Origin of the sequence: Pseudoduganella sp. GCM10020061 (assembly GCF_042683405.1) — a bacterium.
GTDB lineage: Bacteria > Pseudomonadota > Gammaproteobacteria > Burkholderiales > Burkholderiaceae_D > Telluria.
In genome coordinates this window covers 229,893-246,622 of record NZ_JBHUJS010000002.1, presented here as the reverse complement: position 1 = coordinate 246,622, position 16,730 = coordinate 229,893, and the positions used below count along the sequence as shown (strand labels likewise).

The 16,730-nt window shown below is 67.2% G+C and carries 14 protein-coding genes; 5 read left to right on the top strand and 9 right to left on the bottom strand.

Going from position 1 to position 16,730, the window contains the following annotated elements; translation table 11 throughout:
- Positions 1–183: 183 nt before the first annotated feature.
- The 3 genes from ACFSQR_RS04910 to trxB all read right to left on the bottom strand — a co-directional run bounded on the left by ACFSQR_RS04910 (position 184) and on the right by trxB (position 2,594).
- Entirely contained in the window at positions 184–798 is a 615-nt protein-coding gene (locus ACFSQR_RS04910; protein ID WP_377728506.1) for a trimeric intracellular cation channel family protein, read from the bottom strand.
- 160 nt (positions 799–958) lie between these two features.
- On the bottom strand, positions 959–1,627 hold the full coding sequence (locus tag ACFSQR_RS04905) for a Smr/MutS family protein (protein WP_377728505.1): 669 nt from the start codon (positions 1,625–1,627) through the stop codon (positions 959–961).
- A 10-nt stretch (positions 1,628–1,637) separates the two neighbouring features.
- Complete coding sequence (gene trxB, locus ACFSQR_RS04900; protein WP_377728504.1) at positions 1,638–2,594, bottom strand: thioredoxin-disulfide reductase; 957 nt, start codon at positions 2,592–2,594, stop codon at positions 1,638–1,640.
- Positions 2,595–2,759: 165 nt separating this feature from the next.
- Here trxB and ACFSQR_RS04895 point away from each other — a divergent pair, with 165 nt between their 5' ends.
- Positions 2,760–5,117, top strand: coding sequence for a DNA translocase FtsK (locus ACFSQR_RS04895; protein WP_377728503.1), 2,358 nt, complete (start codon positions 2,760–2,762; stop codon positions 5,115–5,117).
- A gap of 8 nt (positions 5,118–5,125) precedes the next feature.
- Positions 5,126–5,761 carry an outer membrane lipoprotein chaperone LolA gene (gene lolA / locus ACFSQR_RS04890; RefSeq protein ID WP_377728502.1) on the top strand — a complete coding sequence of 212 codons (636 nt, stop codon included), beginning with the start codon at positions 5,126–5,128 and terminating at the stop codon, positions 5,759–5,761.
- Positions 5,762–5,947: 186 nt separating this feature from the next.
- Here the strand turns inward: lolA and ACFSQR_RS04885 are convergent, their stop codons facing one another.
- From ACFSQR_RS04885 to ACFSQR_RS04860, 6 genes are all read right to left on the bottom strand, one after another.
- Entirely contained in the window at positions 5,948–7,588 is a 1,641-nt protein-coding gene (locus tag ACFSQR_RS04885) for a hypothetical protein (RefSeq protein WP_377728501.1), read from the bottom strand.
- 22 nt (positions 7,589–7,610) lie between these two features.
- Entirely contained in the window at positions 7,611–8,279 is a 669-nt protein-coding gene (locus tag ACFSQR_RS04880) for a hypothetical protein (RefSeq protein WP_377728500.1), read from the bottom strand.
- 10 nt (positions 8,280–8,289) lie between these two features.
- On the bottom strand, positions 8,290–8,964 hold the full coding sequence (locus ACFSQR_RS04875; RefSeq protein WP_377728499.1) for a C39 family peptidase: 675 nt from the start codon (positions 8,962–8,964) through the stop codon (positions 8,290–8,292).
- Between the two features lie 3 nt (positions 8,965–8,967).
- Positions 8,968–9,393: a hypothetical protein gene (locus tag ACFSQR_RS04870; protein WP_377728498.1), complete on the bottom strand. Its 426-nt coding sequence runs from the start codon at positions 9,391–9,393 to the stop codon at positions 8,968–8,970.
- A 62-nt stretch (positions 9,394–9,455) separates the two neighbouring features.
- Positions 9,456–11,792, bottom strand: coding sequence for a PE family protein (locus ACFSQR_RS04865; RefSeq protein ID WP_377728497.1), 2,337 nt, complete (start codon positions 11,790–11,792; stop codon positions 9,456–9,458).
- A gap of 218 nt (positions 11,793–12,010) precedes the next feature.
- Positions 12,011–13,339: a sigma 54-interacting transcriptional regulator gene (locus tag ACFSQR_RS04860; RefSeq protein ID WP_377728496.1), complete on the bottom strand. Its 1,329-nt coding sequence runs from the start codon at positions 13,337–13,339 to the stop codon at positions 12,011–12,013.
- A 231-nt stretch (positions 13,340–13,570) separates the two neighbouring features.
- Here ACFSQR_RS04860 and ACFSQR_RS04855 point away from each other — a divergent pair, with 231 nt between their 5' ends.
- From ACFSQR_RS04855 to serS, 3 genes are all read left to right on the top strand, one after another.
- Complete coding sequence (locus ACFSQR_RS04855) at positions 13,571–14,872, top strand: replication-associated recombination protein A (RefSeq protein WP_377728495.1); 1,302 nt, start codon at positions 13,571–13,573, stop codon at positions 14,870–14,872.
- A 238-nt stretch (positions 14,873–15,110) separates the two neighbouring features.
- Entirely contained in the window at positions 15,111–15,311 is a 201-nt protein-coding gene (locus ACFSQR_RS04850; protein WP_377728494.1) for a hypothetical protein, read from the top strand.
- A gap of 85 nt (positions 15,312–15,396) precedes the next feature.
- Positions 15,397–16,689: a serine--tRNA ligase gene (gene serS, locus ACFSQR_RS04845; RefSeq protein ID WP_377728493.1), complete on the top strand. Its 1,293-nt coding sequence runs from the start codon at positions 15,397–15,399 to the stop codon at positions 16,687–16,689.
- Positions 16,690–16,730: the final 41 nt, after the last annotated feature.

Genomic DNA, 16,730 nt, shown 5'->3' with positions numbered 1-16,730 from the left:
CCCCGGGGTCAGGCCTCGGTAGCACATTTCGCTACCGAAGCCTGACCCTTTTTGTATTGGGAGAACGACTCAGAACGGAGCTGCGGGAGCCCTGGTACAGAGATTTACTGCTCAGGGAACGCTACTGTCGGGCGCGTTGACAACCTCGGTGCCTGACCCCGGTGTTGGAATGTGATACTTCGTTCAGGGGCCGGAGGCCGGGACCCGCATGCCGAATTTCCAGGAGATGAGGCGCAGGGCGGTGATGAAGAAGGCGCTCGTCCAGAGGGCGGTGTCGTAGTCGATGCCGTACAGGCGCATGCCGATGAACATCCAGCTGCCCAGGAAGGCGCAGATGGCGTAGGGGCGGCCGTCGCGGAAGACCATGGGCACTTCGTTGCAGACGATGTCGCGCAGGACGCCGCCGAAGATGCCGGTGATGACGCCCATCATGGAGGCGATGAACAGGGGCATGCCGTGCGCCAGGGCGGAGGCGACGCCCGCAATCGTGAACAGGCCCAGGCCAATGGCGTCGGCAATGACGATCAGGCGCTCGCTGACGATCTGGCGCAGGGTGCGGATCAGGGGCGAGGCAACCAGGGCGAGCACGAAGATGAGGATGGCGTATTCCTGGTGCGTGACCCAGAACAGGGGACGCTTGTCGAGCAGGAGGTCGCGCATGGTGCCGCCACCAAATGCGGTGATGAAGGCGACGGTGAAGACACCCACCAGATCCATCCGCTTGCGGCGAGCTTCGATGAAGCCGGAGAACGCGCCGACCAGGATTGCCATGATTTCGATGAACTTGATGAGGGTCATGGCCGGAAAGATAACATGCAGATGAGGTTGTTCGATAGGGGCGCGTGAGGTCCATCACTGGGAGGGTCTGTCCCGCGGCTCTTTTGCGTGAGGCCTCGCAGCAGTCAGCCTCTTTTGCGGGCTGAATTTCGGAGGACGGTCCCCGCTGGGGACAGTCCCCTTAATACTTGCGGAGGGCGGAGCGGAGCAGAACGAGGAGGGCGCCGTGGCTGCGCTCGTCCACGCGCGCGGAGCAGAAGGCGATGACTTCTTCGCGCTGTTCGAGCCAGCTGTGCACCATGGAGCGCAGCACCGGCTCCCCGCCGGCGGAGCCGTGCCCTTTGCCGTGGATGACGAGGACGCAGCGGAACTGGCGCTGGCGCGCATGGCGCAGGAACAGTCCCAGTTCGTTGCGCGCTTTGTCGCGCCGCATGCCGTGCAAATCGAGTTCGTCCTCGACGCGGTAGCCGCCCTTGCGCAGCTTGCGCAGGAGGTCGTCGCCGAAGCCCTGGCGCAGGAAGGAGATGCTTGGTTCGTCTTCGAGCAGGTGTTCGACGTCGAATTCGTCGGACATCATTTCGCGCAGGACGGCAGCGTCGTCCTCGGCCTGGGTGCGCGGACGCACCGTGGCCCGGGAGATGTTGGCGCTGGCCGGCATGTTGGGGACGTACCGGTCGGACTTGGGCAGTTCCTTGACGCCGCCGAGGGCGCCGCGGAACAGGTTGGCCTCGTGCCGTTCGCGCCGCTCGCGCGCTTCGCGTTCGGCCTGTTCGATGGCGCGCGCCTGCTCTTCTTCCTTGAGTTTGTCGCGCAGGCCTTTGAGGTCCGCGAAATCCTTCAGGGTCGCCATCGAACTGCCTTTAGTCCTCCAGCGCTTCGAGGTAGCGCTGTGCGTCGAGCGCGGCCATGCAGCCGGTGCCGGCGCTGGTGATGGCCTGGCGGTAGATGTGGTCCTGCACGTCGCCCGCGGCGAACACGCCCGGGATGTTGGTGGAGGTGGCCATGCCTTCCAGGCCGGTCTTGGTCTTGATGTACCCGTTGTGCATGTCCAGCTGGCCTTCGAAGATGCCGGTGTTCGGCTTGTGGCCGATGGCGACGAAGATGCCGTGCACGGCGACTTCCTTGGTGTCGCCGCCCTTGGTGGACTTGAGGCGCATGCCGGTCACGCCACTGTCGTTGCCCAGCACTTCGTCCAGGGTGTGGTCGTATTCGAGGACGATCTTGCCTTCGGCCGCCTTGGCTTTCAGGCGGTCGATCAGGATCGGCTCGGCGCGGAACTTGTCGCGGCGGTGCACGAGGGTGACCTTGGAGGCGATGTTCGACAGGTACAGCGCTTCTTCGACAGCGGTGTTGCCCCCGCCGATGACGGCCACTTCCTGGTTACGGTAGAAGAAGCCGTCGCAGGTGGCGCAGGCAGACACGCCGCGGCCCATGAACGCTTCTTCGGACGGCAGGCCGAGGTACTGGGCGGAGGCGCCGGTGGCGATGATCAGGGCGTCGCAGGTGTATTCGGCGGTGTCGCCGACCAGGCGGATCGGCTTTTCGTTCAGGTAGGTCGTGTGGATGTGGTCAAACACGATCTCGGTCTTGAAACGCTCGGCGTGCTGCAGCAGGCGCTGCATCAGCTCAGGACCCTGGACGCCCATCGGGTCGCCCGGCCAGTTTTCCACGTCGGTGGTGGTCATCAGCTGGCCACCCTGTTCCACGCCGGTCACCAGCATCGGATTGAGGTTGGCGCGGGCGGCGTAGACCGCTGCGCTGTAGCCGGCGGGGCCGGAGCCGATAATGAGTACGCGTGCGTGTTTTTTGGTCGTCATGGCTGTCGTTTCGTGTAAATATGCAGAAAACTGGGGTCGTTTTGGCAAACATCAAGGCGCCCGAGATTATAAGCGATGCCGCGCGACTCGATGAATGTGGCCGCATCCTGACTTATATGGCTTAGAATGGCTGCACTGCAATTTTTGCACTGCGTTTCATCGAGCATGCCTAAGACTAGCCAATCGCCCAACCTGGGCAATACCCGAAATTCTTCGTCGCGCCAGCCGCTTCCGAACCGGCTGGTCCGCCTGCTGTCCGAAGCGCGCTGGATCGCGCTAGCCGTCCTGTTCCTGTACTTCGTGATGATCCTGGTGAGCTATGACAAGGCGGATCCGGGCTGGTCGCACAATGTGGTGCAGGACAAGGTGTCGAACCTGGGCGGCCGTGCCGGCGCCTGGCTGGCCGACCTGCTGCTGTTTATCTTTGGTTTCTCCGCCTGGTGGATTTGCGGTTGCTTCCTGCGCGTCGTGTGGAAGGGCTACCGTTCGCTGGCCAACCGTGACGCCGTCGACGGGCCGGACGCGCCCGAGCAGCGCGAGGTAAGCATCGTGCGCTGGTTCGGCTTTGTGCTGCTGTTCGCCGGCAGCGTGGGCCTGGAGTACCTGCGCTTGTGGTCCCTGGACGTGCAGCTGCCGCGGGCCCCCGGCGGCGTGCTGGGCGAGGTGATCGGCGGTTCGGCGCATTCCGCGTTCGGCTTCACCGGAGGCACGCTGCTGCTGCTGGCGCTGTTCGGACTCGGGTTCTCGCTGTTCTTCCACGTCTCGTGGATGTCGGTGGCCGAGCGTATCGGCGAAAAGATCGAGGAGGCGGTGGACTGGATGCGCTTGCGCATGGAAGACCGCCAGGACCGCAAGCAGGGCGAGGTGGCGCTGCACAAGCGCGAGGAAGTGGTGGTGCAGGAGCGCGCCAAGCACGTGGAGAAGCATCCGGTGGCGGCGCCGCCGGTCAAGATCGAGCCTGCCGTGGTGGAGGTGCCGAAGTCCGAGCGCGTGCAGAAGGAGAAGCAGGCCGCGCTGTTCGAGGACCTGCCGGGAGACTCCAGGCTGCCGCCGCTGGCGCTGCTGGACGAGCCGCCGCCGGCGCAGGAGACGGTGTCGCACGAGACGCTGGAGTTCACCAGCCGCCTGATCGAGAAGAAGCTGTCCGACTTTGGCGTGGAAGCGAAGGTTGTCGCGGCCTATCCGGGTCCGGTCGTGACGCGCTACGAGATCGAGCCGGCCACCGGCGTGAAGGGCAGCCAGATCGTGAACCTGGCGCGCGACCTGGCGCGTTCGTTGTCGCTGACTTCGATCCGGGTGGTCGAGACCATCCCGGGCAAGAACTACATGGCGCTGGAGCTGCCGAATCCGAAGCGCCAGATCGTGCGCCTGACCGAGATCGTCGGTTCCAAGGTCTACAACGACAGCGCGTCCAACCTGACGGTCGCGCTGGGCAAGGACATCGCCGGCAAGCCGGTGATCGCGGACCTGGCCAAGATGCCGCACCTGCTGGTGGCAGGCACCACCGGCTCGGGCAAGTCGGTCGGTATCAATGCGACCATCCTGTCGCTGCTGTACAAGTCCGATCCGGCCGACGTGCGCCTGATCCTGATCGACCCGAAGATGCTGGAGATGTCGGTGTACGAAGGTATCCCGCACCTGCTGGCGCCGGTCGTCACCGACATGCGCCAGGCCGGCCACGCGCTGAACTGGGCGGTCAACGAGATGGAGCGGCGCTACAAGCTGATGTCCAAGCTGGGCGTGCGTAACCTGGCCGGCTACAACACCAAGATCCTGGAGGCGGCCAAGCGCGAGGAGCACATCCCGAATCCGTTCTCGCTGACGCCGGACGCGCCGGAGCCACTCGAGAAGCTGCCGACCATCGTGATCGTGATCGACGAGCTGGCCGACCTGATGATGGTGGTCGGGAAGAAGGTCGAGGAGCTGATCGCCCGCATCGCGCAGAAGGCGCGCGCGGCAGGCATCCACCTGATCCTGGCAACCCAGCGTCCGTCGGTGGACGTGATCACGGGCCTGATCAAGGCGAACATCCCGACCCGTATCGCGTTCCAGGTCTCGTCGAAGATCGACTCGCGCACCATCCTTGACCAGATGGGCGCCGAGACGCTGCTGGGCATGGGCGACATGCTGTACATGCCGCCGGGGACCGGCCTGCCGGTGCGCGTGCACGGCGCGTTCGTGTCGGACGACGAGGTGCACCGTGTGGTCAAGCACCTGCAGGCGCAGGGCGAGCCGGATTATGTCGAAGGCATCCTGGAAGGCGGGACGCTGGAAGAGGGCGGCGGCGCGGAAGGCGTGGCGGCCGGCGAAGGCGGCGGCGAATCGGATGCGATGTACGACCAGGCGGTGGCGGTGGTGCTCAAGAACCGTCGCGCGTCGATCTCGCTGGTGCAGCGCCACCTGCGCATCGGCTACAACCGCGCAGCGCGCCTGCTGGAGCAGATGGAGCAGAGCGGGGTGGTATCGTCCATGCAGTCAAACGGAAATCGCGATATCCTTGTTCCAACCGCAAACGCAGAGTAAGGATTCCGATGTCGACTTTTCATAAATCTTTGATCGCTGCAGCGCTGTCTGCGCTGGTGGCGGCAAGCGGGGCGCAGGCTGCTGCGCTCGACCAGTTCAAGAGTTTTGTAGCGTCCACCAAGTCGGCGCGCGGCGAGTTCACGCAGCAGCAGGTGCGGCGCGCGGACTCCAAGGCCAAGCCGGCGGCGCCCTCGTCGGGCACCTTCGAGTTCGCACGGCCCGGCAAGTTCGTCTGGACTTACCAGAAGCCCTACGAGCAGGTGCTGCAGGCCGACGGCGACAAGCTGTATGTGTATGACAAGGACCTGAACCAGGTCACGGTGCGCAAGCTGGGCGATGCGCTGGGTTCTTCGCCAGCCGCGATCCTCTTTGGCAGCAATGAGCTGGAGAAGAACTTCACGCTGGCAGAAGGCGGCACCCGCGATGGGCTGGAGTGGCTGAAGGCGACGCCAAAGGCCAAGGACCCGGCGTTCGAAAGCGTGCAGATCGGCCTGCGCAACGGCGTGCCGGAAGCGATGGAGCTTCGCGACGCGTTCGGGCAGACCAGCGTGCTCAAGTTCTCGCGCTTCGAGAAGAATCCCAAGCTGGCCGACACGCACTTCAAGTTCGTCACGCCGCAGGGCGCCGACGTCATCACCAACTAAGGTAGGCGCCGCGTCATCCCCGCATTGCGGGATGGCGTGGCGGGCATACTCCCCCCCAATACGCCAGGCGCCGCCGTTCAGCGGCGATACTCCCCCGGGTATCCTGCTCTGCCTGGCCAATTTGCATATACCCCCTGGTAGCGGGCGGTCCTGCCGCCTTGGCGCCTGCGGGGGCGGTCGTCCCGCTCAGAAGGTCATCGGCAAGCGCAGCGTCAGCGCGACGTCCGGGGTGTCGCGCGTGACGCCGGCGCCGACCGACAGGTTGACGGTGCGCTTTTCCGATACGCGGTACGACAGTCCGAGCAGCAGAGTCCCGAGCTGCGTGCGCACGGAGCCCGGCACGTTCACGCCCCCCTGCTTGGTGCGGCCGACCGACTGGTGGTCGTAGCCGAGGCTGAGCGCGGTGCGGTCGTTCAGCGCCAGGCCGATGCCGAAGTTAAATCCCACCACATCCCCCGGTTTCACCTCCCCCAGCGGTTCCTTTTCGCCGTTCAGCACGGTGCGCTGCACGTTGCTGCGCTTGAAGTTGTGCAGGTAGCTGATGCTGCCGAAGAAGATGGCCGGATCGGCCGGCAGCAGGAAGGTGAGGTTCGGCTGCAGCGAATAGAAGCCCGAGCCGGTCGGCAGTTCCAGCGGCAGGCCGGTGCCGGTGACGTTCTGGCCCACGCAGCGGCGGCTGCAGTCGGTCACGACTTCGAACGGGTCGGTGCCGGTGCGGGTCTTGGCGCGCAGCCCGGCGATGTAGTAGGGCTTGTCGGCGCCGCCATCGTTGAGCTGGTAGCGCGCGGCCAGTTCGACGTCGCCGATGTCGTGGCCGCTGGTGTCGAACACGCGCTCCACCGCAGTGCCGGTGAAGATCTCGCGGCTGACGGTGGAGTCGGAGCGGTAGATATACGGGATGCGCGCTTCCACCTCGAAGCGGTTGGTGATGCCCCTGCGGCCGGTCAGCGCGAGCGTCGTGGTATTGCGTTTGACTTCGCGCACGTCCACCAGTCCGATCAGCAGGGCGGGGATGATGGTATAGCCCACCAGCGCCACGCGGTTGCTCGACGAGTAGCCGAACTGCAGCGATGGCTCGAGCACGTACTTGCCCCGCGGTGTGAGGACGCCGGGCTGCTCGAAGAGCGGCGCGACCTCCGGCGGACGGTTGCTGGCCGGACGCCCGACCGGCTGCGTGGCTACCGCCCGCTGCGCCGCTTGCTGCGATGAGGTGGCCGGTTGCCGGGGCGCCGCAGCCGCAGCGCCGGCAGCCGGAGCGGCGGCGCCCGCGCTGCGCGCAGCGGTCGGGGAAGCCGCCGCTGCCGGCGTGGCGCCAGCGCTGGCGGTGCGTGCGGCGGTGGGGTTCGCGCTTGCGGGGCCAGCCGCGGCTGCCGCCGCCGGTGCCGCACCGCCCCCGCTGGCCGCCTGCGTGCGCTGGGCCGGACGCTTGCCGCTGTCCGCGTTCGATGCCTGGCGCTGCGGTTCGCCGCCGCTGGCGTCGTGGCGCGGCGCCTGCTGCGCGTTTCCCGCCTGAGCCGGCGCCGCCTGTCCCATCAGGCCTGCGATCGCCGCGCGGCTGGCCGCTTCCGGCGAAACGCCCTGGGTGCCGCGCAATGCTTCGAGCACCTCGTCGGTGCTGGGCAGGGCCGGCTCGCGCGCCGACTGTGCGTCGACCTGCCGCTGCAATTGCTCGAGCTGGGCGCGCTGTTGTTCCAACTGCGATTTGAGCAACTTGATTTCGGCGGCAAGGTCGCGCGGAGGGGCAGGCTGCTGCGCCAGCGCCAACGGACTGGCGAGGACGGCGAACAGGCTGGCGCGCGCAATGCTGATGCTTTTCGGGGGCGGCATGCGTGTCTCCTTCAGGGAATTTTCAGTGCAGTCGGACTGCATCTCGTATAGCTTGCCCCACGCTGTCGTTGAAATTCAGCGATTGCATCAATGTCGCGCTATTGACGGAGGCATTGATGATGGTTTGGCTGCGAATTGTCTGGTCGTTCAGGGTGTTCTGGATGACGGTTGCGCCGAGCATGTCGGGTGAAAACACGGGGGCGATGTTGCCAGGGCCGTTCTGGATCAGCCCGCCGCTATTGAGGGCGTCGCGCGCCGCATGCGCCGCATCGCCGGCGACGCTGCCGGCATTGGGCAATTCGAAGCGGGTGCTGGCGACCAGCTCGCCGTTGATCGACACCAGCCGCTCCACGCCCAGCGAGACGACCAGTCCGCGCGTGTCGGTAAAGCCGCCGCGCATGCCGTCCAGCGCCGCGCCGTCGACGGCCTCCCAGCCGTCCGGTACGCCATCGGCATCGACCTGAACCAGTTCCGCGGAGGCTTCCGGCGGAATGTCGTCGAGGACCGGATCGTCCATGGCGGCTGCATCGGCTTCGATGCGCGCCAGGCCGAAGGCGGACAGCGGCAGTGCGCCATCGATCATGGGCGCCAGCGCGAGCGCCTGCTCCCAGTCGGGCCGGCGCTCGGCCTGGGCGCCTGCACCGACCGCCGACAGCAGCGCGACCAGCAGGCAGGTTGTTGGGGTTTTCATGTGCGCTCCTTCAGAAATCGCCCGGGCCGAGTTTGGGGATCGTGATCAGGTCCAGCCCGCGCCGGTCCAGGCCCTCTCCAAGAGGTACGCGCGGCGCCGCGCGCCAGTCCGACGGCGTGTTGAAGGCCGGCTTGACCTTGGCGCCGTGGATGACGAACAGCAGGCGGCTGGTCCACATCTGCTCGAACCGGTGCAGCGGCACGGCGAGCGTGCCCATAGCCGGGTCGCCGATCAGGACGCGGCCATCGGCCAGGCCCTTGATGACGACGAAGTGCTGGTAGCCGTTGGTTGTGATGAGCACGATCGCGGGCACGCCGGCCTGTGCCAGCTTGTGCAGCGGCTGTTCGAAGCCGTCCGCCTGGTAGCCCATCGATTTCAGGAATTTCTTCATGTCCAGCAGCGAGAAGCCCTCGCGCCGGATCTTCTGCTGGTCGCCGGCGAGGAACATGCGTTCGAATACGAAGCGCTCCGAGACGGGCTTGCCGTAGTGATGGGTCAGCAGCGTGGCCAGTGCGGCCGAGCCGCAGCTGAAGTCGTACTGCTGGCGCAAGGTGCCGCGGAAGCGCAGCTCCTTGATGCTTGCGACCTTGGCCTGGAAGCGCACGCCGGCCGGGTTGAAGTCGATCGCCGCAGCGGGCGCTGCGATGAGCGCAGCGGCCAGGATCGGGAGGACTGCAGCTTTCATGCTCTAGCGTAGCTGCAGGTTGATGACGGTGGCGTTCTGGATCAGCACATTGGCGCCGGTGTTCTGCACCACCATCGGCACGCCGGACGCATTGGCGAACGAGCCCTCCGTGATCATGTTGGTGCCGGTGACGACATTGGTCGCGCGATTGTCGGCGACGGTGCCGTTCATGACGATCGAACTGCTGCTCGTGCCATCGCCGCCGCGCATGCCGTCCAGGCTGGCCGAATCGGCAGCCGGGCCGAAGCCGGGCAGCTCAGCGTCCGAAGGCAGTTCCGGAATTCCGGCGATGTCGGGCAGGTAGCCGGCATCGGCAACCAGCGTGGCGGCAGGGAGCCCGCCGGGATCGGGTTGTGGTTCCGCGAGCGGAACCTGCGCCGTGCCGAGCGCGACCGACAGCGCGGTCAGGGTAAGAGGTAACAGTAGCATACGCCCGCCTTTCCATGAGAAGGTTGGGAAAGCGCCGCCGCGCGCAGCGGCGGCGCCCCGGCTTAGTTGCCGACCGTGAGGTTGGCCTGCACGTTCACGCTTTGCTGGATCAGGGACGAGAAGCCGTTGTTCTGGCTCACGACCATGATGCCCGCTGCGTTCTGCGCTACGCCGCTCATGGTTTGGGACATGTCGAAGGTGCCTGCATCGGCCATCGCAGTGCCGCCTGCGCCGCCGGTACCGCCTTCGCCAGCGCCGCCGGTTGCCGCGCCGCCGGTGTTGCCGCCGCCGTCGCCGCCAGCGCCGCCGGTCGCTTCGCCGCCTGCGCCGCCTGCGCCGCCGTCGCCGCCGGTGCCTGCGCCGCCGGTGGATGCGCCGGAGGTGGCGTCGCCGTTGGTGCCGTCACCGCCAGCCGCGCCTGCGCCGCCGGTGTTGGTGGCATCGCCGGTCGCGCCGCCTGCGCCGCCTGCGCCGCCTGCGCCGCCCGCGCCGCTGGTGCCATCACCGCCCGCGCCGCTGGTGCCGGTGTTGGTGCCGCCTGCGCCGCCCGCACCGCCGGTGCCGTCGCCGCCTGCTGCGCCTGCGCCGCCGGTGTTGGTGGCCGAGCCGCCAGCACCGCCTGCGCCGGAGGCAGCTTCACCGCCCGCGCCGCCTGCACCGCCTGCGCCGCTGGCGCCGTTACCACCTGCGCCGCCTGCGCCGCCGGTGCCGGTGCCGGTGCCAGCCTCGCCTACGCCGCCGGTCGAGGTACCACCCGTGCCGGAGCCGTCGCCGCTGGTCCCTGCGCCGCCAGTGCCGGTGCCGCCGGTGCCGGAGCCGGCGCCGCCGCTGCCAGCGCCGCCGGTGCCGGAGCCTTCTGCGCCCGTGCCGGTGCCGCCGGTGCCGCTGCCTGCGCCGCCGGTACCGGTGCCGCCGGTGCCGCTGCCTGCGCCGCCGGTGCCGCTGCCGCCCGTGCCGCTGCCTGCGCCGCCAGTGCCTGCGCCTGCGGTGCCGCTGCCTGCGCCGCCGGTGCCGGTGCCGCCGGTGCCGCTGCCTGCGCCGCCGGTGCCGCCGCCGTCATTGGCGTTGCCGCCGTCGCCGCTGGTGGGGCCGTTGCTGCCGTTGCCGCCGGAGCCGCCACCATCGCTGGAGCCGCCGCCGCCGCTGCCGCTGGCCCCGCCGCCGGAGCCGTAGCCGCCGGTGCCGCCGGTGTCGCCGTTGGAGCCGGAACCGCCGTTGCCGTTGGTATTGCCGTTCGAGCCGGAGCCGCCGGTGCCTGCGCCATCACCGCCAGGACCGTTTCCGCCCCAGCCACCGGTGTCGCCATTGCTGCCGGCGCCGCCCGATGCGCCGCCCGAGCTGCCCACGCCGCCACCGCTGTCGCCGGCGTTTCCGCCGATCCCGCCCAGACCGGTCGAGTCGCCCCTTCCGCCGTTACCGCCGTCGCCGCCGGTGCTGGCGCCGGTGCGTCCGCCATTGCCGGCATTGCCGCCAGTGACGCCGCCGGTGTCGCCGCCGTTGCCGCCGGTTGCGTCGCCGGCATTGCCGCCGCGGCCTCCGTCACCGCCGTGCCCATGGGCGCCGTCGCCGCCGTTCGCACCGTCGATCGGTCCGACCCGGCCGCCGTTGCCGCCCGAAACGCCACCCGTGCTGCCGCCGTCGCCGCCGTAGCCGCCCTGTGCGCCGTCGCCGCTGGTCGCGCCGCTGGCATCGCCGCCACGCGCGCCGCGCCCGCCGCGGGCATCGCCCACTTCGGCATAGCTATCCGCATTGCCGCCGTGGCCATGGCCGCCGGCATTGCCGCGCGAGCCGGCGCCGCCGGTGGCGTCGCCGCCATGGCCGCCGGAGCCGTCGGCATAGCCGCCGCGGGCCTCGCCGCCGGTGCCGCCGTGGCCGGCGCCGCCGTTGGCATTACCGTTGTTGCGCGCGACGTTGCCGATGTTGTTGATGTTGTTGCCGGTGACCGTGCCATTCAGGGTGCTGACGGCGGTGGCGGTCGAGGTGTTGAACGCGTTGTCCATGTTGGAGGTAGCGGTGGCGCCGTTATTGGCCGCCGCCGCCCCCGCAGCCGTCGCACGGGCATCGCCCGACGAGTTGTTCTGGCCGGTGCTGTTGTCGTTGTCGTTGGCCTGGGTCGAGGTGGCAGTACCGCCGTTGTTGGCGGCCGAGGCGCCATTGGCGCTGGCCCGCGCATTGCCGGACGAATTGTTCTGGCCGGTGCTGTTGTCGGTGTAGCTGTTGTCCTGCGTGGTGGTGGACCCATCGTTGGCGCTGGCACCCGACCCGCGCTGGGTCGTGGTGTTGGTCGCCGTCTGGTTGTTGTCCGCGGTGACGTCCCCTGCCGTGTTGGTCGGATCCGCCGCCTGTGCCGCCGTACCGAACGCCAGGGCTAGCGCCGCAACTATCAATTTTTTGTTCATAGCATCTCCGCTGTCAAGTTGTGAGGTCGTGAATGGGTTCGATGAGCCCATCGCCGGAGCTATACGCAATCGCTGTGCCAGTACAACCGAGGCCGGCGCTAAGCGCTTGATTTGTAGCGTAAAGCCCGGTTCGGGGCGGTGGTGGTATGGAAGAGTTGTCCCAGCCGTGCTGTAACGTCGGTGTAACAAAGGTGTACGAATGTGTACCGCCAGCGAGCTCAACGGCTGATCGCGTGCTTTTCCATCAGGCGGTAGATGGTGGTGCGCGACACACCGAGCGAACGCGCGGCCTGGCTGACGTTGCGCCCGCAGCGCTCCAGGCTGGTGAGCAGGGCGGTCCGTTCGGCCTTCTCGCGCGAGCGGTCGAGCGCCTGGCCGAGCTGGTCCGACCCGTCCGGAAGCAGGCCCAGGTCGGCGGCGGTAATCACCGCGCCGTCCGCCATCACCATCGCATAGCGGATGCGGTTGAGCAGCTCGCGCACGTTGCCCGGCCATTCGTGCCGCATCATGGCGTCCATGGCGCAGTTGCTGAAGCCTTTCACGCGGCCGCCGGTCTCGCGCAGGAAGCTGTTGAACAGCTCGTCTGCCAGGCGCGGCAGGTCCGACTTGCGTTCCCGCAGCGGCGGCACGGTCAGCGGCAGCACGTTGAGGCGGTAATACAGGTCTTCGCGGAACGCCCCTTCGGCCACGGCGTCCTGCAGCTTGACGTGCGAGGCGGCGATGATGCGCACGTCCACGCTGATGCTGCGGGTCGAGCCGATCCGGTAGATGGTCTTCTCCTGCAAAAAGCGCAGCAGGTTCGACTGAAGGTCCTTGGGCAGGTCCGCGATCTCGTCCAGGAACACGGTGCCGCCGGCCGCCGTCTCGATCAGCCCGGCCTTGTCCTTGGTGGCGCCGGTGAACGCGCCGCGCTGGTGTCCGAACAGCTCGGACTGGATCAGGTTGGCCGGAATCGCGCCGCAGTTGATCGGTACGAAGGCGCCCGCGGCGCGCGGCGATGCCTCGTGGATGGCCTGGGCGGCGACCTCCTTGCCGCTGCCGCTCTCGCCCCAGATCAGGACCGGCGCGTTGACTCCGGCCACCTTGTGGATCTGGGCCCGCAGGCGTTCGATCGCGGGGCTGGTGCCGGTCAGCCGGGTGGGCGGCGCGGCTACCGGCAGCGCCGCATCGCACAGCATCGCGTGCCCGTAGGCGTGGCCGAGCGTGAACGCCAGGCGCTCGCTGTCCACCGGACGGGTATGGTAGTCGGCCATGTGCCGGGCGACCAGGTCGCGGTAGGCCGGCAGCTGTACCAATCCTGGCTCAACCACGGCAATCCAGCTGACATCGCGATGGTGGTTGAGGAACAGTTCCACCTCGCCCATCAGGTGCGGCGGCCCGACCACGTCGACCAGAAGCCCGACCAGGTAGCGGCGCTCGCGCAGGGCATGCGCCGCAGCCGACAGCGTCGGCACGGTCAGGATCGTCCATCCCTGCATCTCCGCGGGGGACAGCGCGGACATGTGGCGTGCGTCCGTGCAGACGCATAGAAGTTCTTTGCTATTCATTGCGCTCTTCTTCAAGTGAAAACAAGGAAGCGCGCAGCGACTTCAGGTGTCATTATTCAGTGCTTAGTCCGCAGTCTAGCGATGCAACGGGCGCGGCCGGCGCACCTTACTGATCGCAAAGACGGATTTGCAACAAGTATGCGTCCGATTGTGTCACTCGCTTGCGCCTGTACCAAATTTGCGCCATCGCCGATACGCTACACTAGAGGTTCCGCAAACACCGCCGCTCCCATGGACGATTTATTCAAGAACGAACCCGCTCCCCCGCTGGCCGAGGCGATGCGGCCGCGGACCATCGACGAGGTGATCGGCCAGAGCCACCTGCTCGGTCCCGGCAAGCCGCTGAACCTGGTGTTCAAGTCGGGCAAGCCGCACTCGATGATCCTGTGGGGGCCGCCCGGCGTGGGCAAGACCACGCTGGCGCGCCTGACTGCGCACGCGTTCGACTGCGAGTTCATCGCACTGTCGGCGGTGCTCTCGGGCGTCAAGGACATCCGCGCGGCGATCGAGCAAGCCGAGCACTTCCTCGCGGCGGGCAAGCACACCATCCTGTTCATCGACGAGATTCACCGCTTCAACAAATCGCAGCAGGATGCGCTACTGCCGTTCGTCGAGTCCGGCCTCGTCACGCTGATCGGCGCCACCACCGAGAACCCGTCGTTTGAAGTGAACTCGGCGCTGCTGTCGCGCGCCCAGGTGTACGTGCTCAAGGCGCTGAACGACGCCGAGATGCTGCAACTGCTCACGCGTGCGCGCGAGCGCGTGATGCCGCACCTGCATTTCGACGAGGTGGCCATCGCTACCCTGATCGGCTACGCGGACGGCGATGCGCGCCGCTTCCTCAACCTGCTGGAACAGACCAAGACTTCGGCCGAGGCTTCGGGCGCCGCCGAGATCACGGGTGAGTTCGTCGAGAACGCGCTTACGCTGAATGCGCGCCGCTTCGACAAGGGTGGCGACAACTTCTACGACCAGATCTCCGCGCTGCACAAGTCGGTGCGCGGCAGTCATCCGGACGCCGCGCTGTACTGGCTGTGCCGCATGCTCGATGGCGGCGCCGACCCGCAATACCTGTTGCGCCGGATCGTGCGCATGGCGTGGGAAGACATTGGCATCGCCGACCCGCGCGCGCTGCAGATCGCCAACGACGCGGCCGCCACCTACGAACGGCTCGGCTCGCCGGAAGGCGAACTGGCGCTGGGCCAGGCCGTCATCTACCTGGCCATGGCCGCGAAGAGCAACGCCGGCTACAACGCCTACAACCGCGCGATGGCCTTCGTGCGCAAGGACAAGTCGCGCGAGGTGCCGGTCCACCTGCGCAACGCACCGACCCGGCTGATGAAGGAACTCGGCTACGGCAAGGAATACCGCTACGCGCACGACGAGCCGCACGCGTATGCAGCCGGCGAGACCTACCTGCCTGACGGCATGGCCGAGCCGCGCTGGTACGAGCCGGTCCCGCGCGGCATCGAAGCAAAGATCGCCGAGAAGCTCGCCTGGCTGCGCAGCCTCGACGACGACGCCACCCGCTAACGCCGCTGCGCACGCGGGTTCACGCGCCCGCCCGGCACGTACCTGCCTGCGCTTCCGCCCCGGCCGCTTTCCGCATCGGTCCCATCCATCGCCCGGACAAGGGCGCGCGGCGCAACGCCCCGCCTTTTCGGCACTCCATCCCCCGTTTTGTGCGCTTCATCGCATACCGATGGAGCGCGCGCCTGCCTTTGGATACAGTACGACCATACCAACACAGATCACCCCCACGGAGAAAATCATGAACGTACGTAAAAACTTTGAAGGCGTCTTCATCGCAGCAGCTGTCGTCGCCACTTTCGCTTCCTTCGCTACCGCGCAGAACCCGCAAGTGCGCGTCGCGCAGGCCCCGGCCATCGTCGCAGCCGCGGACGGCAACATGCCGACCGTCGTTGTCACCGCCAAGCGCCTGACCGAAGCCGAAAAAGCAGCACTGAACTAAATCCGCGCCCCTGGCGCGAATCTGGCGAGAATTGCTTGTCGGCTTGGTACAATTGTGGCTTCGACATCCAGCCACACCGATACCAATGATTGACATCCAACTTCTCCGCAAAGACATCGACACCGTCGCAGAACGCCTGGCTAGCCGCAAATTCAAGCTCGACGTGGAAGCGTTCAACGCCCTCGAAGGCGAACGCAAAGCGATCCAGACGCGTACCGAAGAACTGCAGGGCAAGCGCAACTCGCTGTCCAAGCAGATCGGCATGTTGAAGGGCAAAGGCGAAGACACCAGTGCCGTCATGGCGGAAGTTGCCGGTCTCGGCGACGAGCTGAAGAACAATGAAGCGGCCCTCGCGGTCGTGCAAGCCCGGCTGGCGGAATTCATGGAAGCGGTGCCGAACCTGCCGCACGCCTCGGTCCCGGTCGGCAAGGACGAAAGCGGCAACGTTGAAGTCCGCAAAGTCGGCACCCCGCGCACCTTCGACTTTGAAGTCAAGGACCACGTGGACGTCGGCGCACCGCTCGGCCTCGACTTCGACGTCGCAGCCAAGCTCACCGGTTCCCGTTTCTCGGTCATGAAGGGCGGCATCGCCCGCCTGCACCGCGCGCTGGCGCAGTTCATGCTCAACACGCACACCGAGAAGCACGGCTACACCGAGTGCTACACCCCGTACATCGTCAACGCCGACTCGCTGCGCGGCACCGGCCAGCTGCCAAAGTTCGAGCAGGACCTGTTCGCGGTGAAGAAGGGCGGCCAGGAAGGCGAGGGCGAAGCCCTGTACCTGATTCCGACCTCCGAGGTTTCGCTGACCAACCTGGTGCGCGACGAGATCGTGCCGGGCGACGAGCTGCCGATCCGCATCACCGCGCACACGCCATGCTTCCGCTCCGAGGCGGGCAGCTACGGCCGCGACACGCGCGGCATGATCCGCCAGCACCAGTTCGACAAGGTCGAACTCGTGCAGGTCGTCCATCCGGAAAAATCGTACGACGCGCTGGAAGAGATGGTCGGCCAGGCCGAAACCATCCTGCAGGCGCTCGGCCTGCCGTACCGCGTGATGTCGCTGTGCACCGGCGACATGGGCTTTGGCGCCGCCAAGACCTACGACCTGGAAGTGTGGTTGCCTGCGCAGAACACCTACCGCGAGATCTCCTCGCTGTCGAACTGCGAAGCCTTCCAGGCCCGCCGCATGCAGGCGCGCTTCCGCAACGCCGCCGGCAAGCCGGAACTGGTGCACACCCTGAACGGCTCGGGCCTTGCGGTCGGCCGCACGCTGGTCGCCGTGCTCGAGAACTACCAGCAGGCGGACGGTTCGGTGATCATCCCTGACGTGCTGCGTCCATACATGGGCGGCCAGGAGCGTCTCGCCGCAGCATAAAAAATTATTGCAGAGTTTGCTCTTCCTTTTTCCGGCGAGCC

What these genes read in the sequence shown, in the direction of transcription:
- ACFSQR_RS04910 (WP_377728506.1), bottom strand. Translation starts at nt 798, where the DNA reads ATGACCCTCATCAAGTTCATCGAAATCATGGCAATCCTGGTCGGCGCG.
- ACFSQR_RS04905 (WP_377728505.1), bottom strand. Translation starts at nt 1,627, where the DNA reads ATGGCGACCCTGAAGGATTTCGCGGACCTCAAAGGCCTGCGCGACAAA.
- trxB (WP_377728504.1), bottom strand. Translation starts at nt 2,594, where the DNA reads ATGACGACCAAAAAACACGCACGCGTACTCATTATCGGCTCCGGCCCC.
- ACFSQR_RS04895 (WP_377728503.1), top strand. Translation starts at nt 2,760, where the DNA reads ATGCCTAAGACTAGCCAATCGCCCAACCTGGGCAATACCCGAAATTCT.
- lolA (WP_377728502.1), top strand. Translation starts at nt 5,126, where the DNA reads ATGTCGACTTTTCATAAATCTTTGATCGCTGCAGCGCTGTCTGCGCTG.
- ACFSQR_RS04885 (WP_377728501.1), bottom strand. Translation starts at nt 7,588, where the DNA reads ATGCCGCCCCCGAAAAGCATCAGCATTGCGCGCGCCAGCCTGTTCGCC.
- ACFSQR_RS04880 (WP_377728500.1), bottom strand. Translation starts at nt 8,279, where the DNA reads ATGAAAACCCCAACAACCTGCCTGCTGGTCGCGCTGCTGTCGGCGGTC.
- ACFSQR_RS04875 (WP_377728499.1), bottom strand. Translation starts at nt 8,964, where the DNA reads ATGAAAGCTGCAGTCCTCCCGATCCTGGCCGCTGCGCTCATCGCAGCG.
- ACFSQR_RS04870 (WP_377728498.1), bottom strand. Translation starts at nt 9,393, where the DNA reads ATGCTACTGTTACCTCTTACCCTGACCGCGCTGTCGGTCGCGCTCGGC.
- ACFSQR_RS04865 (WP_377728497.1), bottom strand. Translation starts at nt 11,792, where the DNA reads ATGAACAAAAAATTGATAGTTGCGGCGCTAGCCCTGGCGTTCGGTACG.
- ACFSQR_RS04860 (WP_377728496.1), bottom strand. Translation starts at nt 13,339, where the DNA reads ATGAATAGCAAAGAACTTCTATGCGTCTGCACGGACGCACGCCACATG.
- ACFSQR_RS04855 (WP_377728495.1), top strand. Translation starts at nt 13,571, where the DNA reads ATGGACGATTTATTCAAGAACGAACCCGCTCCCCCGCTGGCCGAGGCG.
- ACFSQR_RS04850 (WP_377728494.1), top strand. Translation starts at nt 15,111, where the DNA reads ATGAACGTACGTAAAAACTTTGAAGGCGTCTTCATCGCAGCAGCTGTC.
- serS (WP_377728493.1), top strand. Translation starts at nt 15,397, where the DNA reads ATGATTGACATCCAACTTCTCCGCAAAGACATCGACACCGTCGCAGAA.